19 protein-coding genes and 2 pseudogenes are annotated in these 26,221 nt (G+C 61.8%); 5 read left to right on the top strand and 16 right to left on the bottom strand.

The genetic code is table 11. The annotated features are described in order from the left end of the window. Positions 1-160: 160 nt before the first annotated feature. The 4 genes from QF045_RS07740 to QF045_RS07755 are packed head-to-tail and all read left to right on the top strand — an operon-like array spanning position 161 to position 4,933. Positions 161-1,672 carry an efflux transporter outer membrane subunit gene (locus QF045_RS07740; protein WP_306491693.1) on the top strand — a complete coding sequence of 504 codons (1,512 nt, stop codon included), beginning with the start codon at positions 161-163 and terminating at the stop codon, positions 1,670-1,672. A 10-nt stretch (positions 1,673-1,682) separates the two neighbouring features. After that, the gene (locus QF045_RS07745) at positions 1,683-3,872 is read left to right on the top strand and encodes an FUSC family protein (RefSeq protein WP_306491694.1); all 2,190 of its coding nucleotides are present in this window, start codon (positions 1,683-1,685) and stop codon (positions 3,870-3,872) included. Further along, on the top strand, positions 3,862-4,062 hold the full coding sequence (locus tag QF045_RS07750) for a DUF1656 domain-containing protein (protein ID WP_306491695.1): 201 nt from the start codon (positions 3,862-3,864) through the stop codon (positions 4,060-4,062). The genes QF045_RS07745 and QF045_RS07750 overlap by 11 nt, the downstream gene beginning before the upstream one ends. A 10-nt stretch (positions 4,063-4,072) precedes the next feature. After that, entirely contained in the window at positions 4,073-4,933 is an 861-nt protein-coding gene (locus QF045_RS07755) for an HlyD family secretion protein (protein ID WP_306491696.1), read from the top strand. Positions 4,934-4,971: 38 nt separating this feature from the next. Here QF045_RS07755 and QF045_RS07760 read toward each other — a convergent pair whose 3' ends face one another. After that, positions 4,972-5,373: a DUF4440 domain-containing protein gene (locus QF045_RS07760; RefSeq protein WP_306491697.1), complete on the bottom strand. Its 402-nt coding sequence runs from the start codon at positions 5,371-5,373 to the stop codon at positions 4,972-4,974. Beyond that, positions 5,370-6,554 (bottom strand): MFS transporter, encoded by a 1,185-nt coding sequence (locus tag QF045_RS07765; RefSeq protein ID WP_306491698.1) that lies wholly within the window; start codon positions 6,552-6,554, stop codon positions 5,370-5,372. The genes QF045_RS07760 and QF045_RS07765 overlap by 4 nt, the downstream gene beginning before the upstream one ends. A gap of 111 nt (positions 6,555-6,665) precedes the next feature. On the opposite strand from QF045_RS07765, the gene QF045_RS07770 reads away from it, so the two are divergent. Continuing rightward, entirely contained in the window at positions 6,666-7,523 is an 858-nt protein-coding gene (locus tag QF045_RS07770; protein WP_306491699.1) for a LysR family transcriptional regulator, read from the top strand. Here QF045_RS07770 and QF045_RS07775 read toward each other — a convergent pair. The 14 genes and pseudogenes from QF045_RS07775 to QF045_RS07840 form a co-directional block, all read right to left on the bottom strand. Continuing rightward, on the bottom strand, positions 7,520-8,332 hold the full coding sequence (locus tag QF045_RS07775) for an SDR family oxidoreductase (RefSeq protein WP_306491700.1): 813 nt from the start codon (positions 8,330-8,332) through the stop codon (positions 7,520-7,522). The genes QF045_RS07770 and QF045_RS07775 overlap by 4 nt on opposite strands. Before the next feature lie 14 nt (positions 8,333-8,346). Beyond that, positions 8,347-8,811: a multidrug transporter gene (locus QF045_RS07780; protein WP_306491701.1), complete on the bottom strand. Its 465-nt coding sequence runs from the start codon at positions 8,809-8,811 to the stop codon at positions 8,347-8,349. 262 nt (positions 8,812-9,073) lie between these two features. After that, the gene (locus tag QF045_RS07785) at positions 9,074-10,525 is read right to left on the bottom strand and encodes a mannose-1-phosphate guanylyltransferase/mannose-6-phosphate isomerase (RefSeq protein ID WP_306491702.1); all 1,452 of its coding nucleotides are present in this window, start codon (positions 10,523-10,525) and stop codon (positions 9,074-9,076) included. A 222-nt stretch (positions 10,526-10,747) separates the two neighbouring features. Continuing rightward, positions 10,748-11,406, bottom strand: a pseudogene (locus QF045_RS07790) (alginate O-acetyltransferase AlgF). A 16-nt stretch (positions 11,407-11,422) separates the two neighbouring features. Beyond that, on the bottom strand, positions 11,423-12,595 hold the full coding sequence (locus QF045_RS07795) for an alginate O-acetyltransferase (RefSeq protein WP_306491703.1): 1,173 nt from the start codon (positions 12,593-12,595) through the stop codon (positions 11,423-11,425). An 11-nt stretch (positions 12,596-12,606) separates the two neighbouring features. Beyond that, on the bottom strand, positions 12,607-14,139 hold the full coding sequence (locus QF045_RS07800) for an MBOAT family protein (protein ID WP_306491704.1): 1,533 nt from the start codon (positions 14,137-14,139) through the stop codon (positions 12,607-12,609). A gap of 217 nt (positions 14,140-14,356) precedes the next feature. Next, positions 14,357-15,466, bottom strand: coding sequence for a mannuronate-specific alginate lyase (locus tag QF045_RS07805; RefSeq protein ID WP_306491705.1), 1,110 nt, complete (start codon positions 15,464-15,466; stop codon positions 14,357-14,359). Positions 15,467-15,474: 8 nt separating this feature from the next. Beyond that, positions 15,475-16,924: pseudogene (locus QF045_RS07810) on the bottom strand (alginate O-acetyltransferase). Between the two features lie 11 nt (positions 16,925-16,935). Then, positions 16,936-18,504, bottom strand: coding sequence for a mannuronan 5-epimerase AlgG (gene algG, locus QF045_RS07815; protein ID WP_306491706.1), 1,569 nt, complete (start codon positions 18,502-18,504; stop codon positions 16,936-16,938). After that, positions 18,504-19,991 carry an alginate export family protein gene (locus QF045_RS07820; RefSeq protein ID WP_306491707.1) on the bottom strand — a complete coding sequence of 496 codons (1,488 nt, stop codon included), beginning with the start codon at positions 19,989-19,991 and terminating at the stop codon, positions 18,504-18,506. The genes algG and QF045_RS07820 overlap by 1 nt, the downstream gene beginning before the upstream one ends. Beyond that, positions 19,988-21,367 carry an alginate biosynthesis TPR repeat lipoprotein AlgK gene (gene algK, locus QF045_RS07825; RefSeq protein WP_306494869.1) on the bottom strand — a complete coding sequence of 460 codons (1,380 nt, stop codon included), beginning with the start codon at positions 21,365-21,367 and terminating at the stop codon, positions 19,988-19,990. Before algK ends, QF045_RS07820 begins: the two co-directional genes overlap by 4 nt. 131 nt (positions 21,368-21,498) lie before the next feature. Further along, positions 21,499-22,665 (bottom strand): alginate biosynthesis protein Alg44, encoded by a 1,167-nt coding sequence (locus QF045_RS07830; protein ID WP_306491708.1) that lies wholly within the window; start codon positions 22,663-22,665, stop codon positions 21,499-21,501. Between the two features lie 37 nt (positions 22,666-22,702). Further along, the gene (alg8, locus tag QF045_RS07835) at positions 22,703-24,172 is read right to left on the bottom strand and encodes a mannuronan synthase (protein WP_373424415.1); all 1,470 of its coding nucleotides are present in this window, start codon (positions 24,170-24,172) and stop codon (positions 22,703-22,705) included. A gap of 103 nt (positions 24,173-24,275) precedes the next feature. After that, complete coding sequence (locus QF045_RS07840) at positions 24,276-25,592, bottom strand: nucleotide sugar dehydrogenase (protein ID WP_306491710.1); 1,317 nt, start codon at positions 25,590-25,592, stop codon at positions 24,276-24,278. Positions 25,593-26,221: the final 629 nt, after the last annotated feature.

A 26,221-nucleotide genomic window follows, 5' to 3' on the forward strand; every position in this document is an offset into this window, starting at 1 on the left:
CGGAGCCCCTGGGTAACTGTCTGACCGTGCGCGCACTCGGCCTGGATTATCGTCGGAACGGTAATAAAGATTCACAGGAATCCCCGCTTATCGTTCTTGGTCATGCCCCCTAGAATTGCGCCACTTTCCCCGCGTCAACCACCTCAGGAATTCCCTAGCCGTGCCGCGTCGCATCAGCAGAGAGCTGAAGACTCTCAGTGTTTGGGCCTTATCGTTAGCAATCAGCGGCTGCATCGGAACCGCAGGCATCGGCCCCCAGGGCCAGTCCTTGAACGCCAACAACCTGGTCACCGACGAAGCGATCCAGAGCGCCGCCAGCGACGCTCACTGGCCCACCGTCCACTGGTGGCAGGCCTATGGCGATGCGCAACTGGACCGCTGGGTCGAACTCGCCACGCAAGACAGCCCCACGATGGCCATGGCCGCCGCGCGAGTGCGTGAAGCGCGGGCCATGGCCGGGGAGGCTGAGTCGGCCGAGTCCCTGCAGGTCAACAGCGACACTACCCTCAAGCGCCACAACTGGCCGAAGGATCAGTTCTACGGCCCCGGCGAATTGAGCGGTGCCACTACCTGGGATAACAATTCATCCCTGGGTTTGAGCTACGCCCTTGACCTGTGGGGCCGCGAAAGCAATGCCAGCGAGCGTGCCGTCGACCTGGCCCACATGAGCGTCGCGCAAGCGCGTCAAGCCCAGCTCGAACTGCAGAACAACGTGGTGCGCGCCTATATCCAGTTGTCCCTGCATTACGCCAACCGCGATATCGTCGCGGCCACATTGGCCCAGCAACAGCAGATTCTCGACCTGGCAAACAAACGCCTGGACGCCGGGATCGGCACGCACTTGGACGTCAGCCAGGCACAAACGCCGTTGCCGGAAACCCACCGTCAGTTGGATGCGCTCGACGAGGAAATCGCCCTGAGTCGAAACCAGCTGGCGGCGCTGGCCGGCAAAGGTCCGGGGGAGGGCGCGCAGTTGCAACGTCCCAGCCTGTCGCTAGGCGCCGCGCTCAAATTGCCGTCGAACTTACCCGCACAACTGCTCGGCCAGCGTCCGGACGTGGTCGCCAGTCGCTGGCAGGTGGCGGCGCAGGCGCGAGGTATCGACGTCGCCCACGCGGGCTTCTACCCCAACGTCGACCTGGTCGGCAGCCTCGGCTTTATGGCCACTGGCGGCGGCACGCTGGCGTTTCTTGCAGGCAAGAAATTCAATTACAACGCAGGTCCCGCCATCACCCTGCCGATCTTCGACGGCGGGCGCCTGCGGGCGCAGCTGGGTCAAGCCAGCGCCGGTTATGACACTGCCGTGGCGCATTACAACCAGACCCTGGTCAATGCACTCAAGGGCATCAGCGACCAGTTGATTCGCCGCGAGTCCATGGAAAAACAGGCCTCGTTCGCCGCGCAATCGGTGGCGTCGGCGCAGAAAACCTCCGACATCGCGACCATCGCCTACCAGCGTGGCCTCACCGATTACCTCAACGTGCTGAACGCCCAGACCCAGCTGTTTCGCCAGCAGCAGGTCGAACAACAGGTGCAGGCCGCACGCTTGAGTGCCCACGCCGAACTGGTGACCGCCCTGGGCGGTGGCCTGGGCGCCGGTGACGATGTACCGCAGGACGGCAAGACCCTTCCCAGCAAGACTCCGGCGGCGCTGGCCGTATTCGATCACTGAGTAGATAGCGATGACTCCCTTGCCTGCCCCCCTGCGCTGGCTGCACTCGCTTGAGTGGCGCCGTGGTTTTTTCGACTGGGCGCGCAGCGATGGCGTGACCTGGGTGTATATCCTCAAAGTGCTGCTCGCCGCGTTCCTCACGCTATGGCTGGCGATGCGCCTGGAACTGCCGCAGCCGCGCACTGCGATGATCACGGTGTTTATCGTGATGCAACCGCAGAGCGGCCAGGTGTTTGCCAAGAGCTTTTACCGCTTCCTCGGCACCTTGGCGGGGTCGGCGGTGATGGTGCTGCTGATCGCATTGTTTGCGCAGAACACCGAACTGTTCCTTGGCGCATTGGCCATCTGGGTGGGGATCTGCACCGCCGGTGCCACGCGCAATCGTAACTTTCGCGCCTACGGCTTCGTGCTTGCCGGCTACACGGCGGCGATGGTCGGCTTGCCGGCCCTGGCCCACCCGGACGGCGCCTTTATGGCGGCGGTGTGGCGGGTGCTGGAAATTTCCCTGGGCATTCTCTGCTCCACGCTGGTCAGCGCCGCGATCCTGCCGCAGACCTCCAGCGCCGCGATGCGCAATGCGCTTTATCAACGCTTTGGGGTGTTCGCGCTGTTCGTCACCGACGGGCTGCGAGGTCGCAGCCAGCGTGACGAGTTTGAAAACACCAACGTGCGCTTTATCGCCGAGGCGGTCGGCCTCGAAGGCCTGCGCAGCGTCACCGTGTTCGAAGACCCGCACATGCGTCGGCGCAATGGTCGCCTCAGTCGCCTCAACAGCGAATTCATGAGCATCACCACGCGCTTCAACGCGTTGCACCAGTTGCTGGCGCGACTGCGCGCCGACGAAGCCGATCATGTGGTCGCGGCGATAAAGCCCGGCCTGCAGGATTTGGCCGAAGTGCTCGACGGCTTTTCCGGCCGAGCCCTGACCAGCCCCGACGCGGCGCGACTGGTCAACCTGCTCAGCGCTTACAAGGACAGCTTGCCCGCCAAGGTGCGCAGCCTGCGTGCGCACTTCCAGGAAGCTGACCCTGCCGAAGCCGAACAACTGGACTTTCACACCGCCTACGAGCTGCTGTACCGCTTCGTCGATGACCTGCACAACTATGCGCAAACCCACGCCTCCCTGGCCGATCACCGTCACGCGCGGGAAGACTGGGACCAGGCCTATACGCCGAAAACCAACTGGCTGGCGTGCGCCGCCGCCGGCCTGCGTGCCTCGTTCATTCTGATTGTGCTCGGCAGTTACTGGGTGGCCACCGCCTGGCCCAGTGGCGCGACCATGACCTTGATCGCCGCCGCAACGGTCGGCCTGTCCGCCGCCACGCCCAACCCCAAGCGCATGGCCTTCCAGATGGCCTGCGGCACCTTGATCGGTGCGCTGGTGGGGTTTGTCGAAATGTTCTTCGTGTTCCCCCTGATCGATGGCTTCCCGCTGCTGTGCGTGATGCTCGCGCCAGTGATCATCTTCGGCGCCTTCCTCGCCTCGCGCCCGCAGTACGCCGGGGTCGGTGTGGGTTTGCTGATCTTCTTCAGCACCGGTTCGGTGCCGGACAACCTCACGGTCTACAACCCCTACAGCTTTATCAACGACTACATCGCCATGGTCATCGGCATGCTGGTGTGCGCGGCGGCCGGCGCGATCATCCTGCCACCCAACAGCCGTTGGCTGTGGCGTCGCCTCGAACAGGACCTGCGCGAGCAAGTGGTGTATGCGATCAGCGGCAAGCTCAAGGGCCTGGCGTCGAGTTTCGAAAGCCGCACCCGTGACCTGCTGCACCAGGCTTATGGTCTTGCCGCCGGCCAGCCGCAGGTGCAGCGCGATTTGCTGCGTTGGATGTTCGTGGTGCTGGAGGTGGGCCACGCGATCATCGAGTTGCGCAAGGAACAGGCGATCCTGCCGGTGCATCCGGCGTACGCCGAATCCCAGCCCTGGCGCCAGGCAATCCGCGTGATGGGGCGTTCGCTGGTGCGGCTGTTCCTGCAGCCCAGCGCCAGCAACCTGGAGCGCGGGCTCATTGCTGTCGACCATGCGATCAGCCGCGTGCAGGCCACCGATGAACCGTTCGCCCCGCACTTCGACACGTCGGCCCTGCGTCGGGTGAAAAGCTACCTGCACTTTATCCGCACCTCGTTGCTCGACCCGCAATCGCCGTTGGCGGCCCTCAAAGGCGCCACGCAAGGAGCCATGAATGCCCCGTGAAATAGCCTTCCACGGCATTTATATGCCGACCATGACCCTGATGTTCCTGATCGCGGCCGCCCTGGCCTGGGCCTTGGACCGCTGTCTAGCCGGGTTGGACCTGTACCGGTTTTTCTGGCACCCGGCGTTGCTGCGCCTGAGCCTGTTCGTTTGCCTGTTCGGCGCCCTGGCGCTGAGCGTCTACCGTTGAGAATGCCCCGATGAAAAAGTTTTTCAGCCTGCTCGCAACCCTGCTGGTGCTGGCGTTGGCGATCTGGATTGGCCGCACTCTGTGGGTGCACTACATGGAAACACCGTGGACCCGCGATGGCCGTGTGCGTGCCGACATCATCAATGTCGCGGCCGACGTGACCGGCGAAGTGGTGGACGTGCCGGTGCGCGACAACCAGTTGGTGAAGAAAGGCGACCTGCTGATGCAGATCGACCCCGAGCACTACCGCATTGCGGTCAAACAGGCGCAGTCGCTGGTGGCTTCACGCAAGGCCACCTGGGAAATGCGCAAGCTCAACGCCCACCGCCGCGCCGACCTCGACGCCCTGGTGATCTCCCGGGAAAACCGCGACGACGCCAGCAATATCGCCGACTCGGCCCTGGCCGATTACCAACACGCGTTGGCGCAGCTGGAAGCGGCTGAACTGAATCTGAAACGCACGCACGTGGTGGCGGCGGTGGACGGCTATGTCACCAACCTCAATGTGCACCGCGGCGACTATGCGCGCATCGGTGAGGCGAAGATGGCCGTGGTGGACATGAACTCGTTCTGGGTCTACGGCTTCTTCGAGGAAACCAAGCTTCCCCACGTAAACGTCGGGGACGAAGCCGATATGCAACTGATGAGCGGCGAGACCCTCAAAGGCCATGTGGAAAGCATTTCCCGTGGCATCTACGACCGCGACAACCCCGAGAGCCGCGAGCTGATCGCCGATGTGAACCCGACCTTCAACTGGGTGAGGCTGGCCCAGCGCGTGCCGGTGCGGATTCACATCGATGACGTGCCGGACGGCGTGCTGTTGGCGGCCGGCATCACCTGCACCGTGATCGTCAATCCAGCACAAAACTAGAATGTGGGAGCAAGCCCCTCCCACATTCTTTAATCGAGTCAGGCCTTGATAAAGGTCTCATGCAGATGCCGCCACAACAGCGCGCCACTGGCCTGTTTTTCGAACACCACCGTGGCCCGTCGATCCGTATGCGTACCGCTGTCATCAACCTGATGCTCGCGGTAGGTCACCGTCGCGCCGCGTGCGTGCCGGTCAATGCCGGTCATTTCGCTCAGGGTGATCTTCAAGCCCGGCCGCATCCCGCCCAGGCGCGTGAACAGTGCGTGGACGCCTGCCGTATTCACCCGGGTGCCGGTGGCGGGGGCCACCATGCTGAACTCCGGCGAGAAGCGCGCCAACAGGTTCTGCAAGGTGCCCTCCGGTGCGACGCCGGCAAACCATTGCTCGATCTCGACGTGGGTCTGGATCACTTCTTCAAAAAAATCGCTGTAGTCAATCATCGGTCAGGCTCGCTGGCAGGGTGAAGCAGTGCGTGTACGCTGGGTGTGTCCAGGCGCAGCACTGCGAAGAGAGGCAGCAGGGTCAAGGCTGCGGCTATCGTGAAGGTTATGGCGAAAGAATCCAAGGCCGACAGCAAGGCGCTGAGGAGGGCGGCCCCCAGGCAGAAACTCACTTGCCGGTTGATGTTCCACAAGGCACTGGCGTGTCCCATGCGTTCGGCGGGGGTATCGAGAAAGGCCAGGGTTTGCGCGGTGCTGCTGCACAGGCTGCCGCCCAGGCCCATCAACGCATAGGCCGCAATTATCAGGGCGGGCTGGTTGAGCAGCAGGATACCGCTGCATTGCAGCGCCATGCCCGCCAGCAGCAGCGGTTTGGGGCCGCAGTGATTGAACGTCTTTTTACCGAGATAAATCGCCAGGGCCGAGGCCAGCGCCCATGGCAGCATCAGCGCACCAGTCTGGGTAGCGTCAAACCCTAGGCCGCGCACATACAGAATGGCGATCAGGCTGGTGCCGATGAATACGCCGGGAATGCACAGGTAAACCAGCATGGCCACGCGCAGCATCGGGCTGGCGAGCGGTTTGATGAGACTGCCCAGCGCCAGGCGCGGGCGCATCGTCATGGGCACGTCAGGTTTTATCCACAGCCACGCCAGCGCGAGGGTAATCAACGCCAGCGGCAGGTTGGCGTAGAAGATCCAGCGCCAGGACAGGCTGTCGACAATCACCCCGCCCAGCGCCGGCGACAATGCTGGCACCAGTAGCGCGACCGACATCACCCGCGCCGTCAGTTGGCTGCGCTGCGCCGCTGGAAAGTGTCGGTAGGCCATGGCTTGCCCCACGGGAATCAACAGGCCGCCGCCCAAGCCTTGCAGGGCGCGCCAGCCGATCAGGGCATCGATACTTGCGGCCTGGCCCACCAGCACCGACGCCCCGGCGAACAACAGCAGGCTGATCGCGATCAATGTGCGTTCGCCCACGATCGCCGCCAGCCATACGCTCAACGGAATAATCAGCGTCAGCCCGAGCATGTAGGCGTTGCTGATCCAGGCCAGTTGCGTGACCGAGGCGTGCAGTTCGACGGCAATATCCGGGTAGGCGACGGTGGCGACAAACATGTTCACCAGGTCCAGGGCGAAGCCCAGTAAAAAGATCCAGGCGACTTTCGAGCGGTAGTTCATGAATGCGATCCTGCGAATGAAGCAGGCAGGGTAGGCGCGTTACCGGGCTTGGGATACGCCGGTTTGCCTGCTAGTTTGTCAAAAATATTTTGACAAAGGAGGTGGCCAGCCATGGTCAGCCTGGATCGATTCGACACGTTCAAGGCTGTGGTCGAGGCGGGATCACTTACCGCAGCAGCGGATTTGCTGGGGCAGACTCGCGCCGTGGTCAGCTTCAATCTCAAGCGCCTGGAAGCCGAACTCGGCGTTACCCTGCTCACGCGCAACACCCGCCAGTTGGCGCTGACTGACGCCGGTGAACGCTTCTATCTGCGCTGCACGCGCATGCTCGAAGAAGCACGCCTGGCGGTGGAAGAGGCCCGCAGCGAACATGCCCAGCTCAAAGGTACCCTGCGCATCACCACCACCGTCGAATATGCCCTGGCCGTGGTGGCCCCGGTGGTGGAAGCCTTTCGGCGCCTGCACCCGGACCTGAATATTCACTTATCCACCTCTTCCACCCACGCCGATCTGATTTCCGAGCGTTTTGACGTGGCGATTCGCCTGGGGCGCTTGCTGGACTCCAATCACCGCGCCGTGCAGTTGTCCACGTTCGAGGTGTTTGCCGTCGCGGCACCGCCGTTTGCCGGGGTGCACACCCTGGATGAGTTGGAGCAGGTGCCCAGGCTAGGCCATGGCCGGCTGACCGCGCTGAGCCTGACCGACCCGGCCGGCGTTGAGCATCTTTATCGTGCCGGCCCTTGCGCCTTGGTGGCCGACAGCGCAGCGGTCCTCCAGGCATTTGCCGTACGTGGCCACGGCGTGGCGATTCTGCCGCAATGGCTGGTGCAGCAAGATCTGGACGCGGGGCGGTTAGTGCGCGTACTGGCCGACCATCGATTCGCTGCCCAAGGGGTTTATGCGATGTATCCGGATACGCGGCACTTGCCGCTTAAAGTGCGGGCATTCATTGATTTCATGAAGGGCTAGAGGCGACCACCCAAGCCAAAGCGCTTCTTCAACACCGTCTCCAGCAATGCCTTGGGCAACAGCGCCGCCATCAACGGCAAGGCCCGGCTGCCATTGCCCGAGCGCAACAGGCGCGGTGGCTGCCGGCGTTGCACGGCCTTGAGCACGTCGGCGGCAAACTCGCTGGCCGGAGTGGGTTTGTCCTGGGAGGCCTGGCTGCGCGCACGAATGCCTTCGCGCAGCGGCCACCAGGGTGATTTTTCGTTGATCAACAGCTCGGCCTGGGCGCCGGCATTTTTGGCAAAGTGGGTATTGATTGCGCCTGGCTGCACTTCCAGCACGCGCACGCCAAACGGGGCCAGCTCCATGCGCAGTGCGTCGCTCAATGCATGCACAGCGGCTTTCGACGCGCAGTAGGCCCCGGCGAACGGGGTGACCAATACGCCGGAGACGCTGCCGATATTCACCACCAGGCCTCTGCTGCGACGCAACGCGGGAAACAGTGCCTGTGTCACGCCGACGATGGAAAACACATTGGTCTCGAACTGGCGTTGCATCGCCTCGGTGCCGCCGTCGAGCAGCGGGCCCATGGCGCCGTAGCCGGCGTTGTTGACCAGTACATTCAGCTCGCCCAATTGATCGGCCAGGCGCTGCAAGGCAGCAGGGTCATTGACGTCCAGTTGCACGGCGTTGAAGCCTGCGGCGGCGAGGGCGGCGACGTCCTCGGTGCGGCGGGCGCTGGCCCACACGTCATAGCCTGCGGCCTTGAAGGCGTCGGCCAGCGCGCGGCCGATGCCGCTGGAACAACCGGTGATCAGTACGTTGGGCATGGATCAATCCTTTGTCAGTCCGAGAAGCTGCCTTGCAGGTGCTCGGCACGAAATTCCAGGGTTTGTGGGCGGTAGCCTTGGCGCAAGGGTGGGGCGGGCAGGCAGTCGTCCCAGGTGGCGCCGGCCTGCAGCTCGCCGGGGCCGCGGTAGCGCGGGGCAGCATAGACGTTATCGGCCAGGTTCACCGTGTCGCCCGGCGCGTAGGCGGCGACGCGCCAGCGCAGTTCGGTGAGGGGCACGTCGTTGCCGTTGTTCAGGGTCAGCTTGAGCGGCCTGTCAGCCGGGCATTCCTGCGGGGCATAGGTGATGCGCAGTTCCAGGCGGGCCAGTTGCGCGGCTTCGCGGTTATCCAGCCAGACCACCCAAACGGCGACGCACGCCAAGCCCGCCAACGCGGCCAGGGAGACCGGCAAGGCCTTGGCCGGATACCGCAACAGCAGGACCAGCCAGGTGATGATCAGGAGAACGCCGAAAAACATGGTGACCACCTCGAATAGGGAATGAGCATCCTAACGTAAGCGTAGGTGGGATGGGTTACCTTGAGAGGGGTGTTGATTGGGCTGACGCTATCGGGAGCAAGCCCCCTCCCACATTTGAATGTGTTCACAAACCCAAGGTGGGAGGGGGCTTGCCCCCGATGGGCCCTCACAGCCAGCGAAAACCCCAAACAAAAAGCCCCCACCCAACCCACTGCGGATAGGGGACGCAATGGGCTGGGTGAGGGCTTCTTGTACGACTGTTTTACTGCGCGATAGTTTTCACCGAAACACCACGCTCAATCGGCGTCGAGCGACCGTAGATATCTTCGAACCGCTCGATATCGTCTTCGCCCAGGTAGCTGCCCGATTGCACTTCGATGATTTCCAACGGGATCTTGCCCGGGTTGCGCAGGCGGTGCACCGAGGCAATCGGGATGTAGGTGGACTGGTTCTCGCACAGCAGGAACACGTTGTCGTCGCAGGTCACTTCAGCCGTGCCGCTGACCACGATCCAGTGTTCGGCGCGGTGGTGGTGCATCTGCAGCGACAGGCAGGCGCCAGGCTTGACCGAGATGTGCTTGACCTGGAACCGCCCGCCCATGTCCACCGAGTCGTAGGAGCCCCACGGACGGTAGACTTCGCAGTGGTTCTGGGTCTCGCTGCGGCCCTGTTCGTTGAGGGTGTTGACCATCTGCTTGACGCCCTGGACCTTGTCCTTGTGGGCAATCATCATCGCGTCCTTGGTTTCCACCACCACGATGTTGTCCAGGCCGATCACCGAGACCAGCTTGCCGTTGCCGTGCACCATGCAGTTGCGGCTGTCCTGGATGACCACGTCACCTTTGCTCACGTTGCCGTTGGCGTCCTTGTCGTTGACCGCCCACAGCGAGGCCCAGCAACCCACGTCGCTCCAGCCGGCGCTCAGTGGAACAACGCAGGCGCGTTGGGTTTTTTCCATCACGGCGTAGTCGATGGAGTTGTCCGGGCAGCAGGCGAAGGTGGCTTCGTCGAAGGTCACGGTGTCGGCGGTCTGCTCGCTGCGCTCCAGGGTCAGTACGCAGGTGTCGTAGATGTCCGGGTCGTGCTTTTTCAGCTCTTCCAGGAAACGGCTGGCGCGGAACAGGAACATGCCGCTGTTCCAGAAATAGCCGCCGCTTTTGACGAACTCGACGGCGCGTTTTTCATCGGGCTTTTCCACGAACTGCTGCACGCGGCTCACGCCTTCAGGCAGCAGCGAATCGTTGGTGGACTTGATGTAGCCGTAGCCGGTTTCCGGACGCGTGGCCGGTACGCCGAACAGCACCATTTCGCCGCGCTCGGCGGCCACGGTGGCCAGGGCCAGGGCGCGTTGCAGGGCTTTCTGGTCGTCGATCACGTGGTCGGCCGGCAGCACCAGCATCAACTCGTCACGGCCTTCGTTGACCAGCATCATCGCCGTCAGGGCCACGGCCGGCGCGGTGTTGCGGCCAAACGGTTCCATCAGGATGCGTTGGCATTCAAGCTTACGCGCGCTCAGCTGTTCATTGACGATGAAGCGGTGGTCCTTGTTGCAGACCACGATCGGGGCGTCCATGCCTTCGAACACCAGGCGCTCCAGGGTTTGCTGGAACAGTGTGTGCTCGCCGGTCAGGGCCAGGAATTGCTTGGGGAACTGTTTGCGGGAAAGCGGCCAAAGACGTGAGCCGCTACCACCGGAAAGGATTACTGGGATCATGGGTGTTTCTCCTTGAATCAGTTTGGGTCAGAGCTACGAAGGTTTGTCGTTTCACTCTTGTTTTTGTCTCGGTCCGAACCGGCGCCTCGATCCCCTGTAGGAGCGAGCTTGCTCGCGAAAAACCTGAGAGCACCGCGATAAACCAGAAGCGCTGCGTCATCATTGACGTTCTTCGCGGGCAAGCCCGCTCGTACAGTAGATTGCGTTCAGTTCGGGAAATATTCAGCGGGTCGATACCGGGCGTTTCACCCAGACTGGCGACAGGCTCGAACCGGAACCGGTGACATACAGCACCGCTGCTTCACCACGTTCCAACGCAACCGGCTTCACATCGCCGACTTTCTTGTCACCGTCATACAACGCCAGGCTGACCTTCACCGGGTTGATTTCACGTTCGCCACGGCCTTTGGCGGCTACCGACTTGACCACGTCGGTCTTGCCGTCAGCGGTTTTCAGGGTGAGGGCCTTGTCGCTGAGGTTCTGCACCCGCACCAGGGATTTCTGCTTGTTCTTGAACGGCGGCTCTTCGATCAGTTGCGGCTGGCCGCTGCCGTTGTTGACCAAGGTGTAGTAATGATCGGCGGCGAGCTTGACCGGCACGGTCTGGCTGCCGACCTTGGCGCTGTAGTCACCGCCCGGCATGAAGCTGAAGTCGCTGCTGGCCAGTGGCGCGACGTCGCTGAGGTTGGTGCTGCCGACGGTGGCGCTGACTTCCTGGTTGCTGGCGTTGTAGATGCGCACGAAGCTCGAACCTTTTGGCGCGCGGTCGGGCCGTAGAGCGCGGCGTCACCACCGGCGAAGGCGGACATCGATACGAAGCTCAGGCCGGCGGCGATAGCCAGGGTCTTGGCGAGACGACGAGGAGTTGTAGTGAAAGTCATGTGAGTTACCTCTCTTTCAGTTTTGCGCCCGGTCGGGCGTCTCGGATTTAGGGGTGTTGCTTGCCATGTTTTGTTGGCGCGAACCGGCTTGTTTAAGCTGCGCAACCCAGGCTGGGTCGGCATCACCGATTTCGTTGTTGATGGGCAGATAGCGTTCAGGGAACTCCCAGATCAGCACCTGTGGCGGGCTGTTCTTGAAGTCGTCACTTTTCAGGTAGCTGAGCATCGGCAGGATCGGGCCGTGGCCGTCTTCGGCGTAGCTCACCACGTCGCTGCCCAGGGCTTGCTTGAGGGCGCCGACGAAGTTCCAGTTAGGGTTGGCGCTGTAGCTGGTGCCGACCAGCGCAACCGGAGTTTCGCTGTCGCTGAACAGCGCGTCGTCGCCCTGGGCTTGGGCCAGGTGGGTGACGCGTTTTTCCAGCGGCTCTTTAGGCGGCATCAGGTTTTCGAACAGCGGGTCCAGCGGCAGGAACAGACGCAGGTCGCCTTTATGCGGTTCGGTCTTTTCCGCTTCGGTGACAAAGCGCTGGGGCTCGCCGCTGAGCGGGGTCTTGTCGGCAATCACCTTGGCCAGTTGCTTGGCGGCGATTTCGGCACCGTCCGGGGTCCAGTGGGTGTCGGTGCGCAGGAACACTTGCTTGCCGCTCAGCTTGGCCTGTTGCAACGGGCCGAGCAGGTCAGGGGCAATGATCTTGTCCGCCGCAACACGGGCATGGAAGTCCTGGTACAGGTCGGCGTGGATGCTCGCCGGTTTCACTTCACCCAAATGCTCCGGATACAGACGCACCTTGGCCGGCACGATCGCCATCACCAGCTGGATGCCCTGGGCCTTGAGCTTCTGGCGCACGCCTTCGACCAGCGCGTAATTGCCTTGCAGGTTCTGGTCTTCGTTGACGGCGGGGTTGAACTCTTCGTCGCTGTACAACCAGTGATCGCGGCCCAGCACCACGCCAGGGCGGCCTTCATTGAACAGCTTGTAGTCCAGCGCCGCCCACAGGTTGGTGCCCAGGCGCTTGATCGGGAACTCGTCGTCGTAATGGGTCTCGACGGCTTTGGTCCAGCGGCCGTTGAGCACCGTTGCATCGGCATTGGTGCTGAAGCCGAAGAAACTGCGCAGCGACCAGGCCCCCAGTGCCAACAGCAGCACCAGGAACAGGGCGATATAGAGGACGCGTAATGAACGGGTCATGGTCGGCTCCCTCAGAATTGGAAGTAAAGGAACGGCGAGAAGCTCTGCGCCGACAGTTTCAGGATCGAGGCCACGAACAGCAGCAGCACCGCGGCGCGCATGGCGTAGCGTGGCCAGTCAGCGGTCCAGTAGGCCGGTTGCACGGCGGCGTCGCGGCCTACCGTGAAGCCAGGCTGGTGGATGCTGCCGGGGTTGTCGCCCGGTACGGCCTTGATCAGGCTCGGATCGGCCGGCTTGGTCTTTTCGGCAGGGCGATTGGTGTAGAAGTCGCGCAGGCCGAAGAACGCCAGCGTTGCGTAGGCCACCACCAGGGTCGCCACTTGCAGGCCAGTGAGATTGGCGCGGTTGAGTTCCGACAGCGACCACTCGCCAAAGCTGAACATCGCACCGTACATACGCCCGGCGACGTGCAGGTTTTCGGCGCGGAAGATCACCCAGCCCATCACCACCAGCAGGAAGGTGAAGGCCCAGCGCAGCACATTGAAGCTGCGCGGCGCGGTGTTCAGGCCGATGGCTTTTTCAATCGCCAGCCACATGCCGTGCCAGGCGCCCCACACGATGTAGGTGATGTTGGCGCCGTGCCACAGGCCACCGAGCAGCATGGTCAGAAACAGGTTGCGGTAGGTGGTCAGCGTGCCTTTGCGGTTGCCGCCCAGGGTGATGTACAGGTAGTCGCGCAGCCAGGTCGACAGGCTGATGTGCCAGCGGCGCCAGAACTCGGTGATCGACTGGCTGATGTACGGCTGCTTGAAGTTTTCCATGAAGCGAAAACCCATCATCAAGCCCAGGCCGATGGCCATGTCGCTGTAGCCGGAGAAGTCGAAGTACAGCTGTGCGGTGTAGGCCAGCGCGCCGAGCCAGGCATCGCCCGTCGTCGGGTCTTGCAGGGCGAAGCAATGGTCTGCCACTACCGCCAGGGTGTCGGCGATGAAGACCTTCTTGATAAAGCCCTGCATGAACCGCGTGCAGCCCTCGGAGAACTTGTCGAGGGTGTGGGTGCGGTTGTTGAACTGGTCGGCCAGGTCACGGAAACGCAACACAGGGCCGGCGATCAGGTGCGGGAAGATCGCCACGAACGCCGCGAAGTCGATCAGGTTGCGAGTTGCCGGCGTATCGCCACGGTACACGTCGATGATGTAGCTGATGGACTCGAAGATGTAGAACGAGATACCGATCGGCAACAGCACGTGGGTGAGAATGAACGGCTCAAGGCCAGCCGACTTCATCATGACGTTGATGCTGTCGACGCCGAAGTTGGCGTACTTGAAGTAGCCGAGGATGCACAGGTCGACGGCCACGCCAAGCAGCAGCCAGCGCTGGGCCGGCTTGGTGCGCACGCCCGCCGCACCGACCTTGAGGCCGATCCAGTAATTCCACAGCGTGACGGCCGCGAACAGCGCCAGGAAGTCCACTCGCCACCAGGCGTAGAACACGTAGCTGGCAATCAGCAGCAGCAGATTGCGATAGCGTTGCCCGCTCAAGTAGTACAAGCCGAGAAAGATCGGCAAGAACAGAAACAGGAACACATTGGACGAGAAAACCATCCCGATCTCTCCATGTTTAACCAACAGTCAAGGGCCAGAGCCCCCCCAAACCCCCCCACGATTTCGGGGGAGGGCGGTACAACATTCCTACTGACGAAACCGGCTTCAAATGTGGGAGGGGGCTTGCCCCCGATAGCGGTGTGTCATTCAACACAGATGGCGACTGTTACACCGCCATCGGGGGCAAGCCCCCTCCCACAGTTTTAACCGTGTCTCGTCAGGAACCTTTGTTACCTTTTTCGTGCGCCGGGTCGTAGACCTTGGTCAGGTCGCCGCCCAGGCGGAACGTCTTGAACGGCTGCATGCCATGCTTGCGCTCCAGTACGTCCGGGGCGCAGGTGTAGAGGGTGCAGAAAGGTTCGAGCCAGGCGAATTTCATCGCCTCCTTCAAATCCTTCATGTCCTGCTCCTTGCCGTTCTTCTGTTCGAAGATGTCCGGGTCCTTGACCCCGGCCAGCACCTTGTCGCCCAGGCGCTTGAGCGCACTGTTGTTTTCCTGGCGCAGATCAACCCCGTTGACCAGCGCGAAACTGGCGATCATCGACAGCGGCGGCAGGGCGTAGTTGTGGTACGACAAGGCCCGTTGCTGACGCTTCAATTCGTTGGGCAAGAAGCCCTGGTCGTCGACCTGGTTCACGCCGACCTTGTATTCCTTCACGGCCCAGTCGAACAGGTCGCGACGGTTGGTGGCGATGGACGTGGCCATCACCGACCAGGCGGCCCAGTACGAATGGTTGTTGGTTTTTTCCAGCGGCAGGTTGTCCCAGTCGCTTACCACCTGATCGGCCAGCTTGTTGAACCAGGCCTCGATCAGTTGCGATTCCTGCGGGTGATTGGCCAGCGGGTGCGAGTCGGAGAACTTCAACCGCACATAGGCCGAAGCCATGCTGCCCAGCGCCCATTTGCGCATGGACTTGCCGGTGTGGTTGAAGTCCTTGGACATCAAGGCGTCGGCCTTGGCCCACGACACCAGCCAGTTCAGCGTGCATTCGAGTTGCTGCGGGCGGCCGTCGCGCATGAACTGCATCACGCGCTTGCTGGTGTCTTTTTCCAGCTTGGTGATGTCGGCGGTGCTGTCGCGAAAGGCTTTCTCCGACTGCACATTCAGGGTCGAGCGGGCCTTGTCGGAGCCTTCGTACTTGCTGCGAAACTGCAGGGGCCCGGTGTAGGGCGTCGGCATGGTGTCGCAGTTTTCCTTGAAGTCGCCGGTCTTGAACGCTTCGATCGGGGCGAAATAGCCCTGAGGCGGACGCAGTGGCGCGGCCGCATTGACGGAGCCGGCGAACATTGCCAGGCCCAGCAGGGTAGGAAGCCATAACTTTTGCATAGGTAACCTCACTTCCCGAGTTGGGCGGTCTGCTGACCACCGCTTGGGAATACGTTGCGTGTGCAAATTTTCGCTTCGACCTTCTGCGCCGCAGCGCCCTGTTCCGGGCCCTGCACTTCCACGGCCAGCAAGTTCTGCGAGGCCCAGTCTTCATCGGTGCGCAGTTCAAAGGCGAAACGCCCGTCTGTATCGGATGTCTCGGGTTTTTCGATCTTGATGTCCTCGTGGCGCCCGTTCATGTACCAGAGGGTGGCTTGCAAGGTTTTCACCGACGGATCGGCGAAGCGGATATCGACCTGGTGGTTGGCGTTGCGCAAGTCTTTGTTCGCGCTGTTGACCATCAGTTCGTTTTTGCCTGGTTTGAGCGTGGTGCTGGCCGACATCTGTGCGGTCTTGCCCTCACAGCCGTTGTCGAGCAGCGCCATCATCTGGCGGTAGATGGTTTCCTGGTCGAGACGGTACAGCGGCGAGAATTCCCAGATCAGGATCTTGGGCGGGGTTTTCTGGAATTCGTCACTGCCCAGGTACTGCAGCATCGAACCTTCCAGGCCACCGCCGGGGAAGGCGACGTTGAGAATGTCGGCACCGATTTCCTCTTCCAGAAAACCGGCGAAGTTATAGTTCTTGCCGCTGTGGCTGGTGCCCACCAGGGTAATCTGCGGGTTGCCCGAATCGCCGAACAGGTCGCCGTCACCGGCTTCGCCCTTGGGCTCGGTGGTGAACTGGTCCATGTACTGGATCGCATAGCTGGTGCCGCACAGTTGCCCGGCCATGTTGTGCAGGGTGCCGGTCTTGCCCATGCGGCCCGAGCGCTTGGTCTCGAATTCGCGCTTGGGAATCTCGGCGAATTCGGGCATCTGCTTGACCTTGGCCGCGACGATTTTCGCGGTGCGCTGGGCGCCGTACGGCGTCCAGTGCTGGTCACCGCGGAAGTAGAAATCGTGGGCCGGCAATTCGTCCGGCAGTTGCTCGTTGGTCAACGGCGACAGGTCCGGCACCACGTAGCCCATCTTGGCGAAACGGCCGAGCATGGTCTTGTAGTTGGTCAAGGCCTTGTCGAAATCGTACTTGGCCTTTTCCTCGGGGTTGAGCTTGTTGCGGTTTACCAGGCCACGGGTCGGCTGGTAGACCACCACCAGTTCCACGCCCTTGCTCTTGAACGCATCATGCAACTGCTGCATGCGCTTGTAGCCGGCCGGGCTGGTGTCGAATTCGGTACGCAGGTCTTCCTGGGTACGGAACAACCAGTCGCCCTGGGCTTGCACCAGGGTGGTGAAGTTCTGCTGATAACGCGTGGTGTAGTTCTTCGCGTCATGGGCGGGCCGGGCACAGGCTGCAGCACGGTTCGGCGCTGAAGGTCGGTGCCTTGACTTCATCGGCGCGTACGCCCTGGCTGGCCGCGAGCAGGCCGAGGGTCAGACCCGAGAGGCTCAGCAGTTTGATCATGTGTGGGTGCATAAGGGTCATCCTCAGTCCTGCATTTCGGTCTGGCGTTCGACAGGGTCGATCAGCACGGCTTTCTGCTGGCGCACCAGCAGGTCGAGAATCTCTTCCTGACGATCACCGAGAACGCCGGAGAAGCTGATGCCGCTGGATTTGGTCGGCGCCAGCATCGACACGCGGTACAACTCGATACTCAGCGGTGAGTCGATCGACAACGGCCCGCTGCCATTGCCCGCCAGTTCACCGCCGACCACGATCAGCGAGACCTTGGCGTCGAACGGGTCGAGGGCGATGTCGCGGTCGGTGTCGGTCAAGTCCTTGATGTGGCCGTACACGCCGGTGAGCCCGTTGGCCATGGCGGTGTTTTCGTAGAGCTTGATGTTCACGCTGTTACGCACGCGAATGCCGTGGCGACGGTTGCTGATGACCTTGTTGCCCCACAGCAGGTTGTCACCGCTCTCATAAAGGGTGATGCCGTCGGTGTGGTTGCGGTAGATCTCGTTGTCGGCGATCAGGTTGTTGACGCTGTTACGGTCGATCACCAGGCCCGAGAGCTTGTTGTCGTAGCTGCGGTTGTTGAAGATGAAGCTGTCGTTCACTTCCCGGGAAATGATGATGCCGTGCTTCTTCTTGGTGCCGTATACGGTGTTGTCGGCGATGATCAGGCCGTGGGAACGGTCGTGCGGGTCGATGCCGTAGACGATGTTGTCTTTGTAGGTGTTGCCCTTGATCACAAAACCGGTGGTTTCGTAGCAGTAGAAGCCGTACCACATGTCCGAGAACTCGGAATCGATGATCCAGCCGGTCGGTTCCGGACGCTTGAGCACCTTGGCCATGTTTGGCGTGTACTGGGAGATACTCACCCCGTACGACTTACTGTTGGCGTAGCCGAAGCTGGCCATCTTGGTCTTGGAGATATAAGTCTCGGTGCCGCCCCAGGCCAGCAGGAACGGGCGAAATTCCTTGGGCGACTTGAACAGCGCCGGACCGTTGGTTTTCTCATCCCAGCCGGTGACCTTGGTGTCGCGCACGAACAGTTGCCCGTCGTTGATCAAAAACGAACCGGCTTGCTGGGACAGGCGCAGTTCCTGGGTCTCTTTGTCGATGTCGAGGATGCCTTTACGGCCGACCACGATGGGCAGCTTGGCCAGGAACACGCCCGGCGACGTTTCGCTGAAGTACTGCTTGGGCACCTTGCCCAGCAAGTCCTTGAGGTTCATGTAGCCATCGTCGACAAAGATCGCCTGGGGAATGCCGTGCTGGCGCACCACCCATTCGGCCATCTTGTTATCGCCGCCGATAAAGTCCTTGAGGGCGTCTTCCTGCATCATGCGGCGAATGCTGATTTTGCCCGGCTTGGTTCTGACGATTTTCTTTTCCATGGCCGCGGCGGTGTAGCCCGACAGATCGGGCAGCGCCGGCTTGGCCATTTCCAGCGGCGCGGTCGGCGGGCTGGAAATGGTGTAGGTCTTGGCCTGTTGCAGTTCCTTGGCGATGGTCGGCGCCTTGGCCGCCGTATCGGCAAACGCAGGGGCACTGGCCACCAGCATTGCCGCGACGAGTAGGCTTTGAGCATTCATTGCGCAGGCTCCCATCAGAATTTCCAGATCACGTCGACAAAGGCGCGGTGCATGTACGAGTCGACCTGGCTGCCGTAGGCATCGCCCGGCTTGAACACGCCGGCGCGCAGGCGCACCAGGGCCGACGGCTCGTCGATCGACTGGCTGAGCCCGGCCGGCAACAGGCCTTTCTTGAAGTACTTGGTGACCACAAGGTCCATTTCCTGACCCAGGTCTTTCTTGCCGTCTTCCAGCGGCAGGGAGGTGCTGGAGAGGATCGCGCCGGTCACGTCATCGGTGTTGTTCTGCACCGCGTCGATGCCGTTGCTGCCCACCGGCTTGTTGCCGTCCACGCGCCAGAACTTGTGGTAGACCAGGCTTGCGTCATAGTCCTCGCGCAGCTGCCAGGAACCGAACAGGCTCATGGACTGCATGTTGTTCATCTCGCCACGGAAGGCTTCGCCGAAGCGGTGCACGCGGGACTGGGTGCCGGTCCAGTTCGAACGGTTGCTTTGCAGGCCGTTCTGTTCGTACTCGGCACTGGCGCGCGAATAGGCCGCGCCCACTTGCCACTGCGGGTCAAGGCGCAGGCGCACGCCGATATCGGTGGCCCAGCCGCTCACGTCATCGCTGCGCTTGGCGTTGGTCGGGCGGGTGCCGTCGGCGTTCAGCGCGTTGACCGTATCGCGGTCGCCGCGCATGCCGGTGATGCTTGCCCAGTAGTTGACGGTGTTGGTGTTGCGCCAGTTATAGGCGTCGCTGTTGGCTTCGATGCCGAGCCAGGTCAGGTCGCCGTTTTCGCGTTTGTCCAACGGGTCGCTGGCCACGCCCGGTTCGGCGTAGTCGAGCTTGCCGTCGTCATGGGCGTGGTGGCCGCGCACGCCGATCCACTGGCCCGGCGTCCACTGGTAGGCGGCGTCGGCGTAGAAGTGCTGGCGGTCCTTGTCCTTGGGCGACAGTTCCTTGAGGTCGGTGCGGTATTCGCTGAAGCGTTCGGCGGCGCCGACGTTGGCCTTGAGCAGGGTGGTGTCGAAGGTCCAGTTCAGCGCTTCGATGTTGGTGTCGCGCCATTGGCCGTCATCATTGCGCAGGCGCTGGCGACCGAACTTGAGGATCTCGCCAGGGTAGGGCGTGAAGCCGCTGTAGCCCACCCAGAACTCGCGCAGGGCCAGGTAGTTCTTCTTGGCCTTGCGGTCGTCATTGCTCGATTGTTCGGTGGTGTCGTCGGACGACTGTTGCAGGGTGTCGGTCTCGATGATGTCGCTGGACACCACCGCCTGGCCCATGGCGTAAGCGTTCCACGCACCGCTTTCGCCGTAGATCCACGGGCGCAGGTCCAGGCCGATACCGTTGACGTCGCCGCCTTTCTGGGTGCCCAGGTCGCGGTCGTCTTCGGACTGCGCGGTGGCTTTGACTTCCAGGCCGAAGTTCTTCGCTTCGGTCAGCGCGGCCAGAGTCGGGCACGACCACAGCAGGGCGAAGGACAGGCCGATGCCGGCCTTGACGAATGGGTTGAGCTTCATAGGGATTCCTCGCCATCTTCTTCTTGCAGGGCGTGCAGTTGCAGCGTGCTCTGGGCCAGGGTGCCGCGGGCCGCCAGTTCCTGTTGCACCAGGCGTTGGCCTTCGGCGCGTTGTTCAGGGGTCAGTGGGGCTTCGAGCTGGGTGGCCAGCTCAACGGCCTCGGGCGTGTCCTGGGCTTTGGCCAGTTGGCTGAAGACATAGGCGTTCAATGGGTCGGGCTTGGTGCCCTTGCCTTGGGAAAACAGTTGGGCGATGGCGAAGTCGGCGCTGTTCTGGCCGTTGCGCGCAGCGGTCAGCAGGTGGTCCAGGGCTTTTTGCGGGTAGACCTTGCCCAGGTAGCCACGGCGGTAGATCTGGCCGAGGTAGTAATCGGCTGCCACTTCACGGCCCACGGCTTTTTCGAAATGAGCTTCGGCGGCTTTGGCGTCGGCCGGCACCCACTTGCCTTCGTAGTAGAGCTTGCCCAGCAACAGTTCGGCGCGCGGCTGGTCGGCGGCGCGGCCGTTGTCGAGGTACTTCATCATCTGGTCGACGTCGCCCAGTTCGGGGAAGTCGTAGAGCAGTTGCGCCAGGCTGACCCAGGACGCTGGGTAGCCAGGGGCGATTTTTTCCAGCAGGGCCTGGGCGGTTTTCTCGTCCGGGGTGCCGAGGGTGGCATCACCCAGCACGCGCGCAACGCTGTCGACACGCTGGGCGGTGACCGTGCCACGGCTGTAGCCGGCTTCCATCTGCTTGAGCAGTTCGGCCTGTTGTTCGGGCTGCTGTTTTTTCTGATAGACCGTGGCCAGCTCGACGTAGCAGATATCGGTGGTGTTCAGCGCGGCTTTGCAGATGCGCTCCACGTCGTCCAGGTGCTGGTCGTAGGTGCCCTGGGTGCGATACAGCAGCACCTGGGCCAGACCGGCTTCCGGATAACCGGCGGCTTGCCACTGGCTGATCTGCTGCTGGGCGTTCACGTTCGGAAAGCTGTGGGGGTATTGCAGGTACAGCATCGCCAACGGAATCAGGGTGTTGCCTTCGCCATTGGCAAAGGCCTTTTTCAGCAGGCTTTCGGCTTCATGGTGTTCGGCTTCGGTGGCGCCGGGCTTGGCCACCAGCAGGCGGCCAAGGCGTGCCTGGGCGCGGGGCGAAGTGTCTGCCGCCGCGCGGTAAGTGGCTTCGGCCTGTTTGATCTGCGCCGGGTCGCGGGTGCCGACCTGGATATCGGCCAGGCCCACTTGGGCCTCGCTGTAGCCCATGTCTGCCAGTTGCTGGTAGTTCTGCTGCGCGGTGACGGTGTCGCCGCGTTTCAGTGCTTCATTGGCCAGACGCTGGTCGGGCAGGCCGGCGCAACCGGCCAGGCTCACCGCAACAGCCAGCAACGCCACCGTACCCATGTGGGAGGGGGCTTGTTCCCGATGCAGGCGACTCGGTCCGTCAGGCAAACCGCGCTGATCCCATCGCGAGCAAGCCCGCTCCCACAGCGATTGTGTTGTTCTTGAAATAGGGTTCACAGGCATGTCCTCGCTTACAGACCGTGAGCCATGGCTTTATCGATCAGCCAGTTCAGCGATGGGCCGCGGTCGCTGGTGACTTCCACCGGACGGCCAGCGTAGGTGCTGTCCAGCGGTGCGTCTGGCTTGATCTGTACGCGAATGTCCGAAGACAGGTCGGCGCTGTTCAGGCTGGTGCTGCTGACGATGGTGCCGGTGCGCACCTGGTCTTCGTCGGCGACCTGGAAGGTCACTGGAGTACCTGGGCGCACGTCACCGAACTGGCGATAGGTGAAGCGTGCTTCCACATTGGCCTGGCTGCCGCGTGGCACCAGTTGGAAGATCACATCACCCTTGCTGGCGTACTGGCCGTCGGCGACCAATTGCTGGGCGACCACGCAATCGCACGGCGAGGTCAGGGTGCCGGTCATTTGCTTGCCGAACAGCTCTTCGACCTTGGCCGGTTGCAGCTGGTCTTCATCCAGATGGCCCTTGAGCACGTCGAGCATGCTGGTGCTGAACGTGGCCAGTGGCGCGCCCTTGGCCGCTACCGAATCACCTTTGAGCAGGCTTTGCACGGTGCCGTCGCGCGGCATGGTCACGTTCATGCCCGGTACGCTGACAAGGCCGGCCTGGGCGTGGCTGACGAAGTACATGCCGTACAGCGACTTGAACACAAAACCGAACGCGGCCAGGCCCACCAGGAAAATCGCCAGGCTGAACGTCACGGCGCGCAGGCGACCGAAGGCGGTCATGTTGCTGCCGCCGTCCTTGACCTTGCGCGCCTTGGTGAAGTTGTCGCGTTGCAGGGTGGCGAGCACGTCGCCCATGGTCACGATATCGCCCGACAAGTGCGAGGTGATCAGGTGACGCAGGGTGGAAATGTCTTGGGCATCGAGGTTCTGGAACTGGCAACCGGTGCGGCCGGTCTGGCGGTCGTAGGAGCGAATCTGCAGCTCCACGTCCATCGCCAGGCCGAGGTTATCGATGACAAATTGCAGGCGGCCCTTGTGCACCTGCCCGACGATCAGCGGCTGGGTGGCGGTGAACGCCAGGCCGCCGGCGGAAAGGTCGATCACCCGCGCTTCGGTTGGCGTGCGGTCGCTGTTGAAAAAGCGCAGCTTGGCCGGGATTTTGACCCGGGCGTGCTGGCGCTGGGCTTCGGATTCGTGGACAACGTTGGCGTTTACTTGGCTATTCATCGGGTGTAATTCCTAGGTTAATTCAGGCTTGGCAGGGTCAGACCATCATCAGCAACACGGCAACGAAGATGCTGCCGGCGGAGAAGGTCATGGTCCGAGACGACCAGGTGTTGAACCAACGTTGAAAGCTGGCCAAATCGCGGGTCAGTTTGGTGTCCTGGCGGGTCCAGGACTGTTGATCAAGGCGGAAGAACACGTAGATCTTCACCAACGCGCCCATGATCTGGTTGTAATAGAGAATCAGCGGGTAGGCCGGGCCGATCGTGTGCCCGGAGCACGACAACAGCAGGGTGAGGATCAGGCGGGTGATGCCGATCCACAGCAGGTACGCAAGGATGAACGCGCCGCCGTACTTGAAGGTGGCGATGATCGCCACGGTCAGGCCGAGCAGGGAGGTCCACATCGACACGCGCTGGTCGAACAGCACCACGCTGGTGAACAGGCCGAGGCGGCGGATACCCAGGCCCAGGGCGCGAGAGTTCTGGCGCAGGTTGTTGCCGTACCAGCGGAACATCAGCTTGCGGCTGGCCTTGATGAAGCTCTTTTCCGGCGGGTGTTCCACGGTGTGGATGGCGGCATCCGGCACGTAGAACGTGTCGTAGCCCAGGCGCATCAGGCTGAACCAGCTGGATTTATCGTCACCGGTCAGGAATTTGAAGCGGCCCAGGCGCCAGTGTTGCAGCGAATCGCTTTCCACGTCGGCGATAAAACCCGGATCGGTCACGACGCTGGCACGGAACACCGACATCCGCCCGGTCATGGTCAGCACGCGCTTGGACAGGGCCATGGAGCACATGTTGATGTGACGCTGGGCGAAGCGCAGTTTGTGCCACTCGCTCATGATGTAGCCGCCGCGCACTTCGCAGAACTCGTTGGTGGTCAGGCCGCCGACATTGCCGAACAGCTGGAACCACGGCACGGTCTTGCGCACTACGCCTTCGGCGAGCACGGTGTCGCCATCGATCACGGCCACCACGGCACGGTCGTCCGGCAGGTGGCGCGAGATGGCGCGGAAACCGAAAGCCAGGCCGTCACGCTTGCCGGTACCGGCGATGCGCACGAAGTCGAGCTTGACGTGAGCCGGTGGGTTGAGTTTTTCCCAGAGGCTCTTGACCAGCAGTTCATCGGACATTTCCACCAGCGAGCAGACCACGGTGGTGGGGAAGCCGCATTCGATGGCTTCGCGAATCACCGAGCTGTAGACCTGCGCGGTGGTCAGCGCGTCGATACGAAAACTGGTGACCATCAGGAACACATGGGATGGGTCCGCGGCCTTGCCCAGCTTGCGCACTTTGCGGCGCAGGTGCGGGTACACCACGTAGAGAAACAGCATGCCGCGAAAGAAATGCGTTGCACCCATCGAGTAGCGCCAGATACCGACGGCACCAATCAGGAAAATAAAATTCTTCGATTGCGAGTCGAAGGTGCTGGCTGGCAGAGCCAGAGCTAGAAGCGCTAAAAGCCCCAAAAATAATAGCCAGCCAGTCGCTTGGTTTAGCCTTTGCATAGTGGTGTCCGTCACAGAGAAGTCGGGCGGCAAGCCACAAGCTACAAGCCGAAAATCAGCGCTTCTAACTTGCAGCTTGCCGCTTGAAACTAGCCGCTGCTCCTTACCAGCAAATACCTTCGGTACGGCCGCTCACGCTGGTGGCCTGGGACATGAAGCCCACCAGGTCGACCACTTGCTTGCCGTGCGGGGCGTTGTGGGCCAGGGCACGGAATTTCTCGTCACGGTTGCCCAGGATGATCACGTCGGAGTTGTTGATCACTTCGTCGAAGTCCGAGTTGAGCAGGGACGACACGTGGGGGATCTTGCCTTCGATGTAGTCCTTGTTGGCACCGTGCACGCGGGCGTATTCGACGTTGCTGTCGTAGATGCTCAGGTCGTAACCCTTGCCGATCAGCATTTCCGCCAGTTCCACCAGCGGGCTTTCGCGCAGGTCGTCGGTGCCGGCCTTGAAGCTCAGGCCCAGCAGGGCGACTTTGCGTTTGTCGTGGCTGGAGACGATGTCGAACGCGTTCTGTACCTGGGACTCGTTGCTACGCATCAGCGAGTTGAGCAGCGGTGCTTCCACGTCCAGGGCGCCGGCGCGGTAGGTCAGGGCGCGCACGTCCTTTGGCAGGCACGAGCCGCCGAACGCGAAGCCAGGGCGCATGTAGTACTGGGACAGGTTGAGGGTCTTGTCCTGGCAGACGACTTCCATCACTTCACGGCCATCGACGCCGACGGCCTTGGCGATGTTGCCGATCTCGTTGGCGAAGGTGACTTTGGTGGCGTGCCACACGTTGCAGGTGTACTTGATCATCTCGGCGACAGCGATGTCCTTGCGGATGATCGGCGCGTCGAGTTCTTCGTACAGCGACTGCAGAACATCGCCGGAGGCTTTGTCGAATTCGCCGATAACGGTCATCGGCGGCAGGTCGTAGTCGGCGATGGCGGTGGATTCACGCAGGAATTCGGGGTTGACCGCAACGCCGAAGTCGACACCGGCTTTCTTGCCGGAGCAGTCTTCGAGGATCGGGATCACCACGTTGGCCACGGTGCCCGGCAGTACGGTGCTGCGCACCACGATGGTGTGGCGGGTGGTCTTGTCGCGCAGGACAAAACCGATCTCGCGGCATACCGATTCGATGTAGTTGAGTTCCAGATCGCCGTTTTTCTTGCTCGGCGTGCCGACGCAAATCATCGACAGGTCGGTATCGCGGATGGCTTCGGCGAAGTTGGTGGTGCCACGCAGTCGGCCCGTCTGGATACCCTGGCTCAACAGCTCGCCCAGACCCGGCTCAACAATCGGCGATTTACCGGCGTTGATCAGGTCGATCTTTTCCTTGGAGATGTCTACGCCGACCACTTCGTGGCCACGGGCAGACAAGCAACCGGCACACACTGCGCCAACGTAACCCAAACCGAATATGCTGATGCGCATCGCAATTACCTCTATATTTAAATCATGCCATTAGATGGCCGGAGTTCATGTTTGCAAGCGTCACTGATGCCGCGAAAGTTGGGCGAATAGACGCCGACTTACCGCGTGCAGGCATGTTGAATAATGAGTGACTAACTATTGCACTCAAGTTGTGCGCAACCAGGCCTTATTATTGGGGCTTGCCCTGAAATGCAGCCGTGCTTCCTTGGAGGAAGGCTCCGGCGCCGGTGCGGTAAGGCGTGGATGAAGGCAAAATGCCTTTTTTATCAACGCCTTGAATGCGTGCACGGGCTCATCTAGGTCAGCGCTGCCTTGGCCTGTAGGGAATAGCAATGCGTCCTTATCGCCACCCTTAACTCGATCAGTTGATAATGTGACCATTGAGTCGAAGTGTTTTAAGACAACTTGACTACTTCCCTTGGTCGTTATGTAAGTCATCTCTTACAGAAACAGAGAATTTCGTTACCGGTGGTATGAGCGGTGCTTCAGGACGAAGTTCCAGGCCGCTCATCCTGTTTCCGGAAATTTCTTGAAATATTAGAAAAGATGGCACTAGTACTATATTGATAGCACTTGCTATTCAGGCCAGTAGTTGTGGGGAGTTGGCACGAAGGGATAGTTTTGTGCCA

Origin of the sequence: Pseudomonas sp. W4I3 (assembly GCF_030816195.1) — a bacterium.
Lineage (GTDB): Bacteria > Pseudomonadota > Gammaproteobacteria > Pseudomonadales > Pseudomonadaceae > Aquipseudomonas.